Source organism: Streptomyces sp. DSM 40750, from assembly GCF_024612035.1.
Classification (GTDB): Bacteria; Actinomycetota; Actinomycetes; order Streptomycetales; family Streptomycetaceae; genus Streptomyces.
In genome coordinates, this window is the sequence record NZ_CP102513.1 from 5,065,286 (window position 1) to 5,081,823 (window position 16,538).

The 16,538-nt window shown below is 72.0% G+C and carries 9 protein-coding genes; 6 read left to right on the plus strand and 3 right to left on the minus strand.

The genetic code is table 11. The features are described from left to right. Positions 1-120: 120 nt before the first annotated feature. From JIX55_RS22600 to JIX55_RS22615, 4 genes are all read left to right on the plus strand, one after another. Entirely contained in the window at positions 121-5,226 is a 5,106-nt protein-coding gene (locus tag JIX55_RS22600; protein WP_257565118.1) for a non-ribosomal peptide synthetase, read from the plus strand. A gap of 32 nt (positions 5,227-5,258) precedes the next feature. Then, the gene (locus tag JIX55_RS22605) at positions 5,259-5,540 is read left to right on the plus strand and encodes an acyl carrier protein (protein ID WP_257565119.1); all 282 of its coding nucleotides are present in this window, start codon (positions 5,259-5,261) and stop codon (positions 5,538-5,540) included. After that, a complete protein-coding gene (locus JIX55_RS22610) occupies positions 5,537-6,880 on the plus strand; it encodes an NAD(P)/FAD-dependent oxidoreductase (RefSeq protein WP_257565120.1) in 1,344 nt (447 codons plus the stop codon). Before JIX55_RS22605 ends, JIX55_RS22610 begins: the two co-directional genes overlap by 4 nt. Positions 6,881-7,041: 161 nt before the next feature. Beyond that, on the plus strand, positions 7,042-8,031 hold the full coding sequence (locus tag JIX55_RS22615) for an ArsR/SmtB family transcription factor (protein ID WP_257565121.1): 990 nt from the start codon (positions 7,042-7,044) through the stop codon (positions 8,029-8,031). On the opposite strand, the gene JIX55_RS22620 is transcribed toward JIX55_RS22615, so the two are convergent. Further along, positions 7,961-8,476, minus strand: coding sequence for a flavin reductase family protein (locus JIX55_RS22620; protein ID WP_257565122.1), 516 nt, complete (start codon positions 8,474-8,476; stop codon positions 7,961-7,963). The genes JIX55_RS22615 and JIX55_RS22620 overlap by 71 nt on opposite strands. Before the next feature lie 105 nt (positions 8,477-8,581). Continuing rightward, on the minus strand, positions 8,582-10,132 hold the full coding sequence (locus JIX55_RS22625) for a tryptophan halogenase family protein (RefSeq protein WP_257565125.1): 1,551 nt from the start codon (positions 10,130-10,132) through the stop codon (positions 8,582-8,584). A gap of 229 nt (positions 10,133-10,361) precedes the next feature. On the opposite strand from JIX55_RS22625, the gene JIX55_RS22630 reads away from it, so the two are divergent. Both JIX55_RS22630 and JIX55_RS22635 read left to right on the plus strand, forming a co-directional pair. After that, positions 10,362-10,730 carry a hypothetical protein gene (locus JIX55_RS22630; protein ID WP_257565126.1) on the plus strand — a complete coding sequence of 123 codons (369 nt, stop codon included), beginning with the start codon at positions 10,362-10,364 and terminating at the stop codon, positions 10,728-10,730. A 52-nt stretch (positions 10,731-10,782) separates the two neighbouring features. Then, positions 10,783-11,172 carry a hypothetical protein gene (locus JIX55_RS22635; RefSeq protein ID WP_257565127.1) on the plus strand — a complete coding sequence of 130 codons (390 nt, stop codon included), beginning with the start codon at positions 10,783-10,785 and terminating at the stop codon, positions 11,170-11,172. Positions 11,173-11,253: 81 nt separating this feature from the next. Here the strand turns inward: JIX55_RS22635 and JIX55_RS22640 are convergent, their stop codons facing one another. Next, a complete protein-coding gene (locus JIX55_RS22640; RefSeq protein WP_257565128.1) occupies positions 11,254-16,530 on the minus strand; it encodes a type I polyketide synthase in 5,277 nt (1,758 codons plus the stop codon). Positions 16,531-16,538: the final 8 nt, after the last annotated feature.

The following is a 16,538-nucleotide window of genomic DNA, read 5'->3' on the forward strand; positions in this document are numbered from 1 at the left end:
TATAGCCGCAGTATTGGCCGGTTCAGCAAGATCTTCGCGTGGCGGGCGGCGGGCAACACGACGCGGCCGCCGCCCGTGGGGGTGCCCGGGCCGAGCACTGCCGAGCCATTGGGAGAGTTGATGAACCACCCGTCGAATCCGTTCGCGGCGGAGCCGCTCCACGAAGTCATCGCGCGCCGGGCCGCGTCGTCCGACCACGCCCTCGCAGTCGTGGCCGGGGGGCGGGCGCTGACCTACGGCGAGCTGGACCGCCGCGCCAACCGGCTGGCGCACCTGCTGTTACGTACGGGGGCCGGACCGGACGCGCCGGTCGGCGTCCTCCTGAACCGGGGCACCCGCCTCGCCGTCACCCTGCTGGCCGTCTGGAAGACCGGCGCGGCCTATGTGCCGCTCGACCCCGGCCACCCCGCGGCCCGTACCTCCGCCGTACTGGCGGACACGGGGGCCGCGGTGGTGGTGACCGGGCCGGACACGGCCGAGCGCTTCGAGGGCTCGGCGGTGCGGACGGTCGCGCTCGACGCCGACGCCAGGGCACTCGACGGTCTGCCGCAGGACGCCCCGGCGGTCGCGGTGTCCGGTGCGCATCCCGCGTACGTGCTCCACACCTCCGGTTCCACCGGGCGGCCCAAGGGCGTCGTGATCAGCCACGAGGGTCTCGCCAACCAGGTCGGCTGGCGGGTCCGCGCCCACGGCCTCGGCCCCGGCGACCGCGTCCTGCACAAGACGCCCCTGACCTTCGACGCCGCCGGCTGGGAGATCTTCGCACCGCTGGCCGGCGGCGGCACGGTGGTGATGGCGCCGACGGGTGCCGAGCGGGACCCCGCCCTGCTGGTCCGCACGGTCAACGAGCACCGCGTCACGGTCCTTCAGGTCGTGCCGTCGGTGCTGCGCATGCTGGTCGACGAGCCCGCCTGGCGGGACTGCGCCACCCTCCGGCTGCTCTCCTCCGGCGGCGAACAGCTGCACGCCGAACTCGTTCAGCGCTTCCTGCGGGCCATGGGCGACCGCGGGGCCGAGGTCGAGGTGTGGAACACCTACGGTCCCACCGAGTGCACCAACGAGGTCACCGGTCACCGCTTCGACCCGATCCAGCGTTCCGGTCCGGTGCCCATCGGCACGCCCGTCGACGGTATCCGCACGGTCGTCGCCGACCCCGCCGGACATCCCGTGGAGCCCGGCCACCGGGGGGAGCTGTACCTCGGTGGCATCGGGCTGGCCCACGGCTATCTGGGCCAGGCCCGGCTCACGGCCGAGCGCTTCGTGCCCGACCCGTTCGGCCCGCCCGGCGGGCGGCTCTACCGGACCGGCGACCTCGTACGGCAGCGGGCCGACGGCAGTCTCGAATACCTCGGGCGCACGGACCACCAGGTCAAGATCAACGGCGTCCGGATCGAGCCCGCCGAGGTCGAGGCCGCCCTGGCCGGCCACCCGGGCATCCGGGAGGCTGCCGTCACCTCGTACAAGACGCCGACGGGCGACACACGGCTCGCGGCCTATCTGCTGAGCCGTCCGGACGAGGCCCCGACGGCCCCCGAGGCGCTGCGGGAGTTCCTCGCCGGGCGACTGCCGGAGAGCCATCTGCCCTCCGTGTACGTCGAGATGGCGTCGTTCCCCAGGACGTCCAGCGGCAAGCTGGACCGGCTGGCGCTTCCCGCCCCCGATGCGACGGGCAACCCGGAGGCCGTGCCCACCACGGACGCCGAGCGGCTGGTCGCCGGGCTGTGGCGGGAGTTGTTCCACGCCGAGGACATCGGTGTGCACGACGACTTCTTCCGACTGGGCGGCTCCTCCCTCCAGCTGACCCGGCTCGCCAACCGGCTGCGCGCCGCGACCGGCCGGGACATCGAACTGCCCCGGCTGCTCCGCGCGACCACCGTCGCCGCGCAGGCCCGCCTGATCGCCGTGGAGGACGACGGCACGGAGCGGGCCGAAGCGCCCGCGGTGCGCCCGGTGCCGCGCACCGGCGGCCTGCCGCTCTCGCTCGGCCAGCGGCGACTGTGGCTGCTGGACCGGATCAACCCACGCAGCCGCGAGTGGGTGACCGGCCTCTTCCTTCGGGTGCCCGCCACCGACGGCGAACCGCTGGTACGGCGCGCCCTGGACGAACTGACGACACGTCATGAAGCGCTGCGTACGCGGTTCGTGGCGGACGGCGGCCAGGGCGGAGAGCCGTCCCAGCTCATCGATCCGCCCGGCCCCATGACGCTGCGCACCGTCACGGCCCCGCGGGCAAGGGTCGGCGAACTCGTCGAGCGGGACGCCGCCGAGGGATTCGACCTGGAACACGGCCCCGTCGCCCGCGCCTTGCTGATCAGCGAACCCGATACCGGCCCCACCGCCGAGGCCGCCGACCGCACGTTGGTCCTGCTGATGCACCACATCGTCGGCGACGGCTGGTCGGCGACCGTCCTGCGTGAGGAGTTCCACGAGATCCTCGGCGCGCTGCGCGCCGGCCGCCGCCCCGAACTGCCCGAGCTGGCCGTGCAGTACGCCGACTACGCGGTCTGGCAGCGCGAGCGGCTCACCGAGGATGTCGTGGCGCGCGAGCTCGACCACTGGAGGACGGTGCTCGACGGGGCCGCTCCGCTGGCCCTGCGCACCGACCGGCCGCGGCCCCCCGCACGGGACGCCCGCGGTTCGGTCGTCACGTTCACCGTGCCCGCCGACATCGCGGAGGGGCTCACCGAGTTGGGGCGGCGCGGTGACGCGACTCCGTTCATGGTGCTGCTCACGGCGTTCACGACGCTGCTGGCCCGGTACACCGGTCAGTGGGACGTGGCGATCGGGACCCCGGTGGCCGGGCGGGAGCGGCCCGAGATCGAAGGCGTCGTCGGGTTCTTCCTCAACAGTCTCGTCCTGCGCTGCCCGCTGGACGGATCGCTCGCCTTCGAGCAGGCGCTGGAGCGGGTCAGGGAAGTCTGCAAGGACGCCTTCGGCCACCAGGAACTGCCCTTCGAGGAACTGGTCGCCGCACTCGCGCCCGAGCGCGACCTGTCCCGCACGCCGCTCTACCAGGTGGCGTTCGACTACCACGGCGAGGAACTCACCGGCTCCGCGGCCGACGCCGACGAGCTCGACGCCGTGACCGAGGTGTCGTCCATCGCGAAGACGGACCTCACCCTCTACATGCGCGGGCAGCCCGACGGCACCCTCGTCGGCGCGTTGGAGTACGCCACCTCGCTGTTCGAGCGCGCCACCGTGGAGCGGCTCGCGGGCCACTTCCGGCAGCTGCTGGAGTCGGTCGTCACCGAGCCGCTCGGGCGCCTCGACACCTTGGACCTGCTGCCGGACGACGAGCGACTCGCCCTGTCCGCGCCGGGGCGGCACAACCACACCCCGGCGCCCGACGTGACGGCGTCGGTGCCGGCGCTGTTCGCGGCGCGGGCCGCGGCCGTGCCCGACGCCACGGCGCTGGTCGCCGACGGCGCGACGGCGACCTTCGCCGAACTGGACACGCGGGCGAACCAGCTGGCCCACCTGCTCCGCGGTCTCGGTGTGGGGCCCGAATCGGTGGTCGGTGTGCTGCTCGACCGCGGCATCGACCTGCCGGTGACGCTGCTCGCCGTGTGGAAGGCCGGCGCCGCCTATCTTCCGCTGGATCCGTCCTTCCCCGTGGACCGTGTCGGCGGCGTGCTCGCCGACGCGCGGGCGCGGGTGGTGGTGACGCGGTCCGAGCACCGGGAGCGACTCGCCGATGTCTTCCCCGGACGGTTCGTGGCCACCGACGACGACGCGGACCTGATCGCGGCGCAGCCGGGCTCACCGCCGGCCCGTCCGGCGCACCTGGACCCGGGGCTGGGCCGGGATCTGGACCTGCCGGCGTACGTGATCTACACCTCCGGTTCCACAGGCCGGCCCAAGGGCGTGCAGATCACCCATCGCGGACTGGCGAACCATGTCCGCTGGGCGGTCGAGGAGCTGGCCTCCCGGGGTACCGGCGGCGGCGCGGTGTTCTCGTCGGTGGCCTTCGACCTCGTGGTGCCGAACCTCTGGGCTCCGCTGCTCGCGGGCCTGCCGACGCATCTGCTGCCGCAGGATCTGGATCTGGCGGAGCTGGGCACCCGGCTCCGGTCCGCCGCGCCGTTCTCCTTCCTCAAACTGACTCCCGGGCACATGGAGATCCTCGCGCGGCAGCTCGATCCGGAGGTGCTGGCCGGGCTGGCCGGGGTGATCGTGGTGGCCGGGGAGGCGCTGCCGGTGCGCCGGGCCGACGAGTGGGCGCGGACGCTGGGCGCCGGACGGCTCATCAACGAGTACGGGCCCACCGAGGCGTCCGTCGGCACCTGCGTCTACCCGGTGACCGCTCCCGTGAGCGGTGAATCGGTGCCCATCGGGCGGCCGTTGCCGGGCGTGACCATGCATGTCCTCGACGATCTGATGCGCCCGGCACCGACGGGTGTCGTCGGCGAACTGTATGTCGGAGGCCTGGGTGTGGCCCGTGGTTACGCGGCTCGCCCCGAGCTGACCGCCGCGTGCTTCGTACCGGACCCGTACGGTCCGGCGGGGGCACGGCTCTACCGGACCGGCGATGTGGTCCGGTTGCTGCCCGACGGCCACGTCGACTTCGTCGGCAGGCGCGACAGCCAGGTGAAGATCCGCGGCTACCGGGTCGAGCTCGGCGAGATCAAGAGCGTGCTCGACGCACACCCCGCCGTCGCGGAAGCGGTCGTGACGGCCGTCGAGGACGCGGACGGCAACACCGGTCTGGCCGCCTACTGGGTACCTGCCCCCGGGGTGCCGGAACGCGCGGAGACCCGGGAGGAGCTCGCCGCCCATGTGGCCGAGCGGCTCCCCGGTTACATGGTCCCCCGTACGTTCACGCCGATCGCACGGGTCCCGCTGAACGCCAACGGGAAGCTCGACCGGGCCGCGCTGCCGAAACCGCGGGAGGCGGCGGCGGACGACCTCGTCGAACCGCGGGGTGTCGTGGAGGAGCGGATCGCGGAGATCTTCGAGGAACTTCTCGGAGTCCGCGCGGGCGCGCACAGCCATTTCTTCCGCAGCGGCGGCAACTCGATTCTCGCGATCCGGCTGATCGCGGAAATCCAGCAGGCATTCGACATCGACTTTCCCACCCGAGCCGTCTTCGAGGGCGGCACCGTCGCCGAACTGGCCGAGGTGGTGGAGACAGAGGTCCGCGCGGAGATCGATCAGATGTCGCAGGAGGATCTGATGGCGGAGGCACTGGAGTGGGACGAGCACCCCTCGCCGAACGGCACCACATGAAATCCCCGGCACCACACAGAAAGCGAGAACCGATGACCGAAGAGGATTACGTTTCCGCGCTCGTCAAGTTCATTGGAGAGGAATTCCTCCAGGGCGAAGAGCAGGCGAAACTGAACGACGTCTCCCCGCTCATGGAGTCGGGCGTCCTGGACTCGCTGCGGGTCGCGCTCCTGCTGACCTACATCCGTGACGAGCTGGGCCTGTACGTCTCTCCCGCGAAGATCGACATCGATCATTTCAAGGACATCCGGACCATCGCCGGCATGCTGCACGAGCTGTCGCTGGACGCCGGCGCCCAGAAGGAGAAGGCATGAAGGCGGACTTCGATGTCGCGGTCATCGGTGGCGGGCCGGCCGGCTCGACCATGGCCTCGTATCTCGCCAGGGCCGGCCTCTCCGTGGTCGTGTTCGAAAGCGAGACATTCCCCCGGCCGCACGTCGGTGAGTCGCTCGTCCCGGCGACCACACCCGTGCTGCACGAGATCGGGGCCCTCGAAAAGATCGACGAGGCCAGGTTCCCGAAGAAGTACGGCGCCTCGTGGACCTCCGCCGAGTCACGGGACATACCCCGCATGGGATACAGCGGCCTCAGCCACGGCTGGACCGCCGACATCGCGTTCGTGGAACGCAACCAGCCGGGTGTCGACCGCGACTACACCTTCCATGTGGACCGCGGCAGGTTCGACGCCATCCTGCTCAGGCACGCCGACGAACAGGGCGCCACCGTCCTGGGCGGTGCCCGGGTCCTGAAGGTGGACTTCGCCGACCCCGAGTCGGTGCGGCTGACCGTCCGGCTGGCGTCGAAGGAGGCGGACTTCACCGCCCGCATGGTCGTGGACGCCTCCGGCCGCGGCACGCTGCTCGGACGGCAGCTCAAGGTGAAGGTCGCCGACCCGGTCTTCGACCAGTACGCCGTCCACACCTGGTTCGAGGGCCTGGACCGGAACGCGATCGCCGCCGACGCCGCCCAGGTGGACCACATCTTCGTGCACTTCCTGCCCATCAAGGACACCTGGCTGTGGCAGATCCCGATCACCGACACGATCACCAGCATCGGTGTGGTCACGCAGAAGAAGCGCTTCGCCGCCGCGGCCAAGGACCGTGAGGGGTTCTTCTGGGACTTCGTCTCCAGCCGCCCCGAACTGCACGACGCCCTGAAGAACGCGGAGCGGGTCCGGGAGTTCAAGGCCGAGGGCGACTACAGCTACGCGATGAAGCAGATCTGCGGCGACCGCTTCGTGCTCATCGGGGACGCGGCACGATTCGTCGACCCGATCTTCTCCAGCGGTGTGAGCGTCGCCCTCAACAGCGCGCGCATCGCCGCCCAGGACATCGTCGCGGCGCACGAGGCGGGCGACTTCGCCAAGAAGCGTTTCGAGACCTACGAGACCAAGCTCCGCCGTGCGGTGAAGTACTGGTACGAGTTCATCTCCATCTACTACCGCCTGAACGTCCTGTTCACCGCCTTCGTCCAGGACCCGCGCTACCGCATCGACGTGCTGAAGATGCTGCAGGGTGACGTCTACGACGGGGAGGAACCCAAGGCTCTCGCGGCGATGCGGGAGATCGTGGCGGAGGTGGAGAACAACCCCAGCCATCTGTGGCACCCCTACCTCGGCACCCTCCGGGCCCCGGCCTCGGCGCCCGGTTTCTGACCCAGAGCCTGTCCGACCCTGATCCGCCGGACAGGCCCGAGCGGGCCGCCCGTCGGCGGCCCGCTCACCGGTACGGACTTCCGCCCGGCGACCGCCTGCCGCGGCGCCGGGACGGGGAGTCGGTGGACGTCTCTTCCGGACCACCACCCACGGGGGCGAACATGCAGAGAGTTCATTTCACCGTCGGCGATCTGGCACGTACCCGGCTGCGGAGCACGCTCGGCCCGGTCGCCGAGGGCGTCTTCGCGCTCGGTGTACTGGCCGGATCCGGCCAGGCCGACTACGCGCGATGGCGTGGCGAGGGCCATCGCCGCCTGCTTCAGCTTCGGCAGGCCGCGTCCTGGTCGCCGCCGGCCCCGCTGCCGCGCACCGTCGACGCGCCGGACGACCTGCTGTTCCTGCTGGAACGGGCGGCGCCCGCGAGCGGTCGGCCGCCCCTCGGGCCGCCCCGCGCCGACGCGGCCCGGCTGGCCCTGGACGTGTGGCGGGCGGCGGTCGCCCCGTACTGGGACCGCATCGGCGCACGGCTCGAAGCCGAGTGCGAGGCACGCGGCCGGATCGTCATGGCCGGCGGTGTGGAGGAACTGCTCGCCACCCTGCACCCCAGAATCGTGTGGACCGGCTCGGTCCTGGAGATACCCGACGGCCCCGACCGCGAGATCCACCTCGACGGCCGGGGCCTGTTGCTGTGCCCCTCCGTCTTCCTGCCCGGCAAGGTCGGCCGGGTCGTCGAGTGCGAGCGGGACACCGGTATGGCGGCGCTCGTCTTCGCCGCCCCCCTGGCCGGCACCCGGGCCGCCGACCTGTGGGTCGGCCCCGAGCTCGACGTCCAGGCGCTCGGAGCCCTGCTCGGCCAGACCCGGGCGGCCGCGCTGCGGGTGCTGACGACGTCCGCCTGCACCACCAGCCAGCTCGCCGCCCGCCTGGGGATCTCCTCGGCGGGCGCCAGCCAGCACACCGCCGTACTGCGCCAGTCGGGGCTCATCACCACGCGCCGGGTACGGAACAAGGTGCTGCACACGGTGACGCCCCTGGGCCTGGCGCTGCTCGGCGGCCGACTGCGCCACCACACGGCGGCGGTCAGTGCTCCGGCCATGGCCGGAACTGCCGCAGGCCGTACAGCAGCGGGATCCGGTCACCTCGCCGGGTGACCCGGCGGATCTCCCCGTACACCGTCACGTGGTCGCCCACCGGCTGCGCCGACAGCACCCCGCAGTCCGCGACCGTGTGCGCGTCCCGCACCAGATGCGGTCCCGCGGCCTGGGGGCCCGCCTCCCAGGGGACCTTGCCGAAGCGGTGCGGATCGCCCGAGGCGAACAGTTCGGCCGTCGGCCGCGCGTCCGCGTGCAGCAGGTTCACCGCGAAGGCCCCGGAGCACAGCACCGCGTCCAGCGTGGGACTGCCGCCCCGCAGGCACACCAGCAGGACCGGCGGCTCCAGCGACACCCCGCAGAGGGACGAACAGGTCATCCCGCGCTGCGCGCCGTCGGTGTCCGTCGCGGTGACGACGGCGACCCCCGTGGGGAAGCCGCTCATCAGCGTCCGGAAATCGTCAGGGGTCGCCGAGACCGGTGTCCCGATGGTCGATTCGCTCATCGCGCTCCGTTCTCTGCCGGTGACGGCCGCCCGGGGGAGGCCTGCCGTGGCGGGCCCGCACAGCGGCCCCGCCACGGTCTTCGGAGGTGACACGTCACGACGGCGTCAGCGCACCTGCGTGAAGTAGTCGTACGCCGTGGGCAGCGTCCTGCTGAACTGCTCGGTCTTCTCCCGGATCGCCTCGAACTCCCGATGCGCCGCACCGGGGTCGGCGAGCGCGAGCGCGGGCGACGGCTTCAGGTCGATGCCGCCCATGCCGAGCAGGATGCACATGTACGAGTACGGCGGCAGCCCGTGGTAGTACGGGAACACCGTCTCGCTGTCCGGCAGTTGGGTGCGCCACCGTTCGATGCGCTCGGCGAGCCCGTCCGGAACCGGGCGCGTCTTGGTGTCGCGCCAGTACTGCGTGTCGGCCCGCTTGGCCGCCACGTAGTGCAGGACCAGGAACTCCCGCACACCGTCCATGACATGGGCGATGGCGTCGTTGTACCGGTCGCGGTGGGTGGGGTGCCAGTCGGAGCCGGGGAAGTTCTTGGTCAGCTGCTCGATCGCATGGTGGATGAAGAAGATCCCGGTCGACTCCAGCGGCTCCACGAACCCGCTGGCCAGCCCGATGGCGACACAGTTCTTCACCCACGAGTTGCGACTGCGGCCGATGCGCATCCGGATGTGGTTGGCCTCGACGTCGGCCGCCGCGGGACCGACGAACTCGCGCAGCGTGCGCTCGGCCTCCTCGGGGGAGACGTAGTCCTTGGCGTAGACGTAGCCGGTGCCGACCCGGCCCGTCAGCGGGATGGTCCAGATCCAGCCGGCGTCCTGGGCGGTGGCCGTCGTGCAGGGGCGTATGCCGCGCTTCTCCATGTCCATCGGGACCTGGAGCGCGACCGCACTGTCATTGGGCAGAGTGTCCTGGTAGGAGATGAACGGCTCCTCCAGGGCCTTGTTCAGCAACAGGCCGCGGAAGCCCGTGCAGTCGATGAACAGGTCCCCGGTGAAGTCACCGTGCTGGGCCGTCCTGACCGAGCTGATCCAGCCCCGCTCGTCGAGGTCTACCGTTTCGACGTCGTCGATCACATGCCTGACGCCGCGTTCCACGGCGTACGTCGTCAGGTACTTGGACAGCAGCGCGGCTTCGAAGTGGTAGGCGTACGGGAACTGGGTCTTGCCCTGATGCTCGGACATCGTCAGGCCCTGCATTTCATCCGCGTGCTCGTCGTACGGCGTGTCGAGCAGAGAGCCGTCGAGCCTGCGCGGGCTGAGCCCGGCGTCGATGACGGAGGCCATCACGAAGCAGTCCTTGTCGAACCGGTCGGTGGGACCTTGCTGGAGCCACCAGTCGGTCAGCGGATGGCCGTTGACCGAACGCATCTGCTCGAACGGGTGGTAGAAGTAGTGGCCCTTCTCGCGCCAGTTCTCGAACCGCACCGCCAGTTTGTACGTGGCATTGCAGGACGGCATCCAGTCCTTCTCCTTGAGCCCCAGGAACTCGAAGAAGTGCCGGATGTCACTGAAAGTGGCCTCCCCCACCCCGATGGTTCCGACTTTCCCGGACTCCACCAGCGTGATATCGATCCGCTCGCCGAAAGCGGCCTTGAGATACGAGGCGGTCATCCAACCCGCCGTACCGCCTCCCACGATCACGACTCTGTTGAGCATGCGCGCCTCTTCCGTCAAGTTGGGCCGCAAAGGCCGGACAGGAATTGAGACTAGGTTCGCGGCGGAACCCCGGGAAGGCCCTTAAGCGACCAGTGAAAGTCGCAGGTGATGCACAGTTCTTCACCGGCCGCAATCCATCGCATTTCACCCGGCCCTGTCCGTGCATTCCGGAAGCGGGTTTACGATCCCGGCGCACGCTTTCCCGAAATCTCGACAAAGGAGTTCTCGGATGTTACGCACCCTGAAGGCGGCCGGAGTCGCCACGGCGGCGGCACTGGCCGTGACGGGCGTCGCCGCGACCCCGGCGACGGCGTCGGCACTGGTGACCTCGGCCCATCAAGACTGCGACTACGCCGAGGTCGACGCGGAGGGCCTGGGCTACCAGCCGGGCCAGACCATCATCGTCGAGCATGAGATCGACGACAATTTCGGGGGGCCGGACGACACCCTGCCGAGCGACACGCTGACGGTCAGGGCCGACGGCACCTGGGCGACCCACCACGACGGGGGCGGCCACGGCACCACGTACTACGTCACGGTCAAGAACACCCAGGGCACGGTGCTGGGCTCCGACTACAGCTACTGCGGTATCTGGTGACCCGCTGACGGCGCACACTCCCCTCGGACATCCTGACGAAGGAGTTCTCGGAATGCTTCGCACCCTGAAGGCGGCCGGAGTCGCCACGGCGGCGGCGCTGGCCCTGACGGGCATCGCCGCGGCCCCGGCCCAGGCCTCGGCCGCCCCGGCCCAGGCCCCGACGTCGGCGCAGGCGCAGGCGCTGTACACGGACGGCTACCTGGACTGCGATCTGTACTCGGTGATCGCGTGGGGCAGCGGCTACACGCCGGGCCAGACGATCATCGTCCGCCACCTCGGCGACTGGCTGGAGGTGCCGCAGGACACCCTCGTCGTCGAGGCCGACGGGACCTGGGAGACCGACTACAAGCCCTTCTCGGGCTGGGAATACACGGTCGAGGTCCGGGACACCCAGGGCAACGTGCTCGACAGCGAGTGGATCCACCAGTGCGGAATCTGGTGACCGGCCCACCCGCTCCGGGACCCGACTGACACCGCCCCCCTCTCCGGCCGGAGAGGGGGGCGGTGTCCTGTGCGGGTGGGCTCACTCCGCCGACAGCAGCTCCGCGACGTGCTCGCCGATCGCCACCACCGTCGGCTGGTGCCACAGCAGCGTGGCCGGCAGCTTGTGCCCGAACCGCTTCTCCAGACGCCTGCGGACGACGATCGTCATCACCGAGTCGAGGCCCTGCTCCACCAGCGAGCGGCGGACGTCGAGCGACGCCACCGGCAGCCGCATCTCGCCGGCGATCTGCCCGGCGATCTCCTCGGTCAGCCGCTCGCGCAGTTCGTCGTCCGACAGGCCGGCGAAGAGGTCGCCGCCGTCCTGTCCCGCGTCGGCCGCGGCGGGCGCCGCCGTGCCGAGCTCCCGCAGCAGCGGCAGCCGTTCGGCGCCCGCCTCCAGCGGGATCGTCCGCAGCACGGGGAAGTGCCCGGTGCCCCGGCGCGCCGCGTGGTCCCACGCCGCGAAGGCCTCGGACAGCGAGATGTCGGAGACACCCCGCTCGCGCAGCTCCAGGTCCACCACCTCGTTCACCGCCATGCCCTGGCCGCGCCAGGACGTCCAGCCGAAGCTCGTGGTGTCGCCGCGGTGGTGCGCCAGCGCGTCCAGGAAGGCGTTGGCGGAGCCGTAAGCGGCCTGGCCCGGAAGGCCGAGAAGCTGACCGCAGGAGGAGAAGAGCACGAAGAAGTCCAGGCTGCCCACCGGGAACAGGTCGTGCAGCACCCACGCGCCGTGCGCCTTGGGCCGCATCACGGCCCGCAGCGACTCCTCGTCCACATCCGGGACCATCCGGTTGTCGAGGACGCCCGCCGCGTGCACGACGCCCCGGATCGGCGGCATGCCGAGGGCGTCCGGCGTGAGCAGCCGCGCCGCGGCCGCCGCGTCGGCGACGTCCAGGGCCACCACGCGGACGCTCACCCCGAGCGCCTCCAGCGCCCGCACGCCCGCGATATGACGCTGTGTCACCTGGTCGGTCGCGCCGTCCCAGTCCGCGCGCGGCGGCAGCCCGCGCCGGCCGGCCAGCACGAGGCGCCGGGCGCCCCGCTCGGCCAGCCAGTGGGCGACCTCCAGTCCCAGCACACCGAGACCACCGGTGATCAGATACGTGCCGTCGGACCGGCAGGCCACGGCGTCGTGCCGCTCCTCCCGCTCCGTACGCACCAGCCGGGACGCCTCGGCGGCACCGTCCGCCCGCAGCGACACCACATCCTCCCGCGGTGCCGCCCGCACCACGTCGAGCAGCCGGCCCGCCAACTCCCCCACGGTGTCCGCCCCGTCCGACGGCAGGTCGACGATGCCGCCCCACAGTTCGCCGTGCTCACCGGCGACGACCCTGCCGAGCCCCCACAGCGCGGAGTGGGCCGGCCCGGTCCTGTCCCGGCCTTCCCGCACCCCCGTGGTCACCACCCACAGCCGGGGGAACCTCACCGTGGCCGGCGCGGCCAGCCACTGTGCCGTCTCCAGCAGCAGCCAGGCGTTCGCGGCCGCGGCGTCGGGCACGGCGTCCTGCGGCGCCGGCTGCGGCGGCAGCACCAGTACGTCCGTGGCCGCGTCGAGCCCGGCCGCCGGTCCTTCGAGGTCGCCGGGCCGCTTCACGGCCAGGAACCGGCGCCCCTCGGCGGTGACCCGCTCGCGCAGCGCATCCGCCAGCGGATGGTCGACGGCGCCGATCAGCACGACGTCCCGCCCGGCGCGTTCCGTGGCGGCCCCCGCCTCCGGCGCGCGCTCCAGCGGACGCCATACGACCTCGTGGACCAGGTCGCGGGGTGGCACGGCCACCATCGACTCCCGGCCGATCGCCCCGTACCGTACGCCGGTCAGCGCGGCCAGCACCCTGCCCTCGGGGTCCGCGATCAGCACGTCGACCGTGTCGGCCGCCGCGTCATGGGTGACCCGGACGTCGGCCGCCGGCGGCGGAGCCCCCTCGACGCGCAGCTCGGCGAGAGCGGCCACCATGCGCAGGGTCGCCGGGCCGGGGTAGGCGGAGGGGGCGATGGACAGGGCGGCGTCGAGGATCGGGGCCCAGGTCGCCGGTGCTCGCTCCGGCCGGCCGGGCCGTACGCGGGCGTGCACCGTGCCTTCGGCGCGCAGGAGGTCCTCGATGGTCCAGTCGAATCCCATGCTCGGGACACCGACCGAGGCGAGGTGCCGCTGGATGTCGCCCGGGTCGGCGGGGACCAGGCCGTCGGGAGCGGGCAGTTCGCCCAGGGACAGGCCATCGGCCGGCCCCGTGGTGGCGGTCGTATGGATGAGCCAGGAGCCGTCTGCCTCGGTCGGCCGGGACGACAGCTGGAGCCCGTCGTCCTCCTGCACGACCTGGAGTTCACGGCGCTCGGACATCATCAGCGGCAGTCGCAGCGCGATCTCCCGCAGACACCCGGAGGTCGGCCCGCCCGTGTTCCCGGGTCCGCCGCCCGACGCGGCCAGGAACGTGTTGAGCAGCACGGCGGCCGGGACGATCTCGGTCCCGTTGATGGTGTGGCTGCCCGGATAGGGCCGGTTCGAGTCCTCCAGGAGCGTGCGCCACAGGCGCAGGGAACGGCCGGAGACGGACACGGGCTGCCCGAGCAGTTCGTGGGCGTCCACATCGTGTCCGCGGCCCTGGCCGGCGCCGGGGAAGGACGTCTCCCGCCAGTGCGGCCGGCGCTGCCAGGCGACCCTTGGGAGGGCGACCAGCTCACCGGTCGGCTGGAGGCGGGTCCAGTCGAGGCCGACGCCATGGGTGTGCGCGGCGGCGAGGGCGGCGAGCAGGGTGTCCGGTTCGGACCGGTCGCGCCGCAGTGAGGAGCCGACGAAGGCGTCCTCGATGCCCTCCTCGGCCAGCGTCTCGCCGATCGAGTGGGCCACCACGGGGTGTGCCGAGATCTCCAGGAAGGCGCGGTGGCCGTCCTCCGCGGCGGCCCTGGTCGCCGCCGCCAGCCGGACGGTGTTGCGCAGGTTGGCCGCCCAGTAGGCGCCGTCGGCGGCGGGAGTGGTGCGCGGGTCGGGGTGCGCGGTCGAGTACATCGGAATCCGCGGCTCACCCGGCCTCAAGTCGGCGGCTGCCGCCGCGAGTTCATCGAGGAGCGGGTCCATCTGGGGGCTGTGGAAGGCGACGTCCGACGCCACCCGGCGCACTTGCAGGCCCTCGGCCTGCCACGCCTCGACGAGGGCCTCCACGCCGGCGATGTCGCCCGAGATCACCGTGGAGTTCGGCGACGCCGCGATGGCGGCCACCACATCGGTGCGGCCCGCGAGCCGCTCGGTGGCCTCCTCGACGGAGACGGAGGCCATCGCCATCGCGCCTCGGCCGGCCACCCGGCGCAGCAGCTTCGACCGGCGGCAGATCAACCGGGCGCCGTCCGCGCGGGAGAGCAGGCCGCAGGTCACGGCCGCGGCTATCTCGCCGACGGAGTGGCCTATCACGGCCTCGGGCTCGACTCCGTACGCCCGCCAGACCTCGGCGAGACCCATCTGGACCGCGAAGATCATGGTCTGGACGCGGTCCACGGTCTCGAAGTCGCCGTCCAGCAGGACCTGTCGGGGAGAGAAGCCGATCTCTTCCAGGAAGACCGGCTCCAGTTCGTCGATGACCGAAGCGAACACGGGTTCCGACGCCAGCAGTTCGCGGCCCATGCCCGCCCACTGCGAGCCGTGTCCCGAGAACACCCACACCAGGCCCTTGCCCGGGTTCGCCGGGGCCGAGCCGACGACCGCCTCGCGCGACTCGTCGCCGTCGGCGATCGTCCGCAGCCCGGCCGCCAGTTCCTCCCGGTCGCGCGCGACAATCGCGGCCCGGGCGTCCAGGTGCGAGCGGCGCAGCGCCAGGGTGCGTCCGAGGGAGTCCAGGCCGGTCTCCCGGCCCTCGTCGGTCAGCCATCGGGCGAGTTCGCCGGCGTAACCGCGCAGGGCGGCCGGCGACTTCCCGGACAGCGGGAACAGCCGTGGGCCCGCCACCGGTCGCGGCGTCGGCGCGGGGACGGTGGGGTCGGGCGCCTGCTCCAGGATGACGTGCGCGATGGTGCCGCCGTAGCCGAAGCCGGAGACACCGGCGCGGCGCGGCCGGCCGCGGTCGGGCCACGGGGTGCGCTCGGTGACGACGCGCAGCCCGCCCGAGTCCCAGTCGATGGCCGGGTTGCCCCGGGTGTGGTTGAGGCTCGGCGGGATCTCGCCATGGGCGAGGGCGAGCGTGGCCTTGAGCAGACTGGCGACGCCGGCACCCGCCTCCAGGTGGCCCACGTTCGGCTTGACCGAGCCGATCAGGACCGGTTCACCGGGGGGCCGTCCCTTGCCGTACACGGCACCGAGCGCGCCCGCTTCGAGGGGGTCGCCGAGCCGGGTGCCGGTGCCGTGGGCCTCGATGTAGTCGACCGATGCGGCGGTCACGCCCGTGCGACGCAGGGTCTCCTCCAGCAGCCGCCGCTGGGCCGCCCCGCTGGGAGCCATGATGCCGTTGGTCCGGCCGTCCTGGCTGACGTGGCTGCCCCGGACGACGGCGAGCACCCGGTCGCCGTCGCGCTGGGCGTCGGCCAGTCGCTTGAGCACGAGGACCGCGCCGCCCTCGCCACGCCCGTAGCCGTTGGCCGAGGCGTCGAAGGGCTTGCAGCGGCCGTCGGGTGCGGTGGCGCCCGCGGACTCCAGGGTCGCGGACAGGCCTGGCGAGATGATCAGGTTGACGCCGCCGACGAGAGCGACCCCGCTCTCCCGGGCACGCAGGCTCTGGCAGGCCAGATGGGTGGCGACCAGCGACGCGGAGCACGCCGTGTCGACGGCCATGCTCGGGCCGTGCAGATCGAGGGCGTACGAGATCCGGTTCGCCGCCGCGCACATGGCGCTGCCGATGCCGGTCCAGGCCTCGATGCTCGGCAGGTCCTCCAGCAGCCGTCGCCCGTAGTCGTCCGAACCGATGCCGACGAAGACGCCGGTGTCCCCGCCGGCGAGGCTCTGCGGCGGGATGCCCGCGTCCTCCAGCGCCTCCCACACCACTTCGAGGAGCAGTCGCTGCTGCGGGTCCATCAGCTCCGCCTCGCGGGGAGTGAGGCCGAAGAAGGCGGAGTCGAAGCCCTCGATGTCCTTGATGAAGCCACCCGGTACATCGGCGCGACGGACCACGGCGCTGTGCTCCGGGCCCAGGTCCCGGTAGATGTGCCAGCGGTCCTGGGGCATGTCGCCGATGCCGTCACGTCCGGACAGCAGCATGTCCCAGAACTCGCCGGGGGAGTCGGCGTCGCCCGCCAGGCGGCAGCCGGCCCCGATCACGGCTATCGGTTCGGGCGGGGTCATCGATGAGGTACTGGTCGCCGCCCCGGCCACGGCCGCGGACTCGTCTCGAATGGACACGACTTCGG

Excerpts from the sequence above, each read along its gene's own strand:
- JIX55_RS22615 (WP_257565121.1), top strand. The coding sequence starts at position 7,042 with ATGCAGAGAGTTCATTTCACCGTCGGCGATCTGGCACGTACCCGGCTG.
- JIX55_RS22610 (WP_257565120.1), top strand. The coding sequence starts at position 5,537 with ATGAAGGCGGACTTCGATGTCGCGGTCATCGGTGGCGGGCCGGCCGGC.
- JIX55_RS22620 (WP_257565122.1), bottom strand. The coding sequence starts at position 8,476 with ATGAGCGAATCGACCATCGGGACACCGGTCTCGGCGACCCCTGACGAT.
- JIX55_RS22630 (WP_257565126.1), top strand. The coding sequence starts at position 10,362 with ATGTTACGCACCCTGAAGGCGGCCGGAGTCGCCACGGCGGCGGCACTG.
- JIX55_RS22625 (WP_257565125.1), bottom strand. The coding sequence starts at position 10,132 with ATGCTCAACAGAGTCGTGATCGTGGGAGGCGGTACGGCGGGTTGGATG.
- JIX55_RS22635 (WP_257565127.1), top strand. The coding sequence starts at position 10,783 with ATGCTTCGCACCCTGAAGGCGGCCGGAGTCGCCACGGCGGCGGCGCTG.
- JIX55_RS22605 (WP_257565119.1), top strand. The coding sequence starts at position 5,259 with ATGACCGAAGAGGATTACGTTTCCGCGCTCGTCAAGTTCATTGGAGAG.
- JIX55_RS22600 (WP_257565118.1), top strand. The coding sequence starts at position 121 with ATGAACCACCCGTCGAATCCGTTCGCGGCGGAGCCGCTCCACGAAGTC.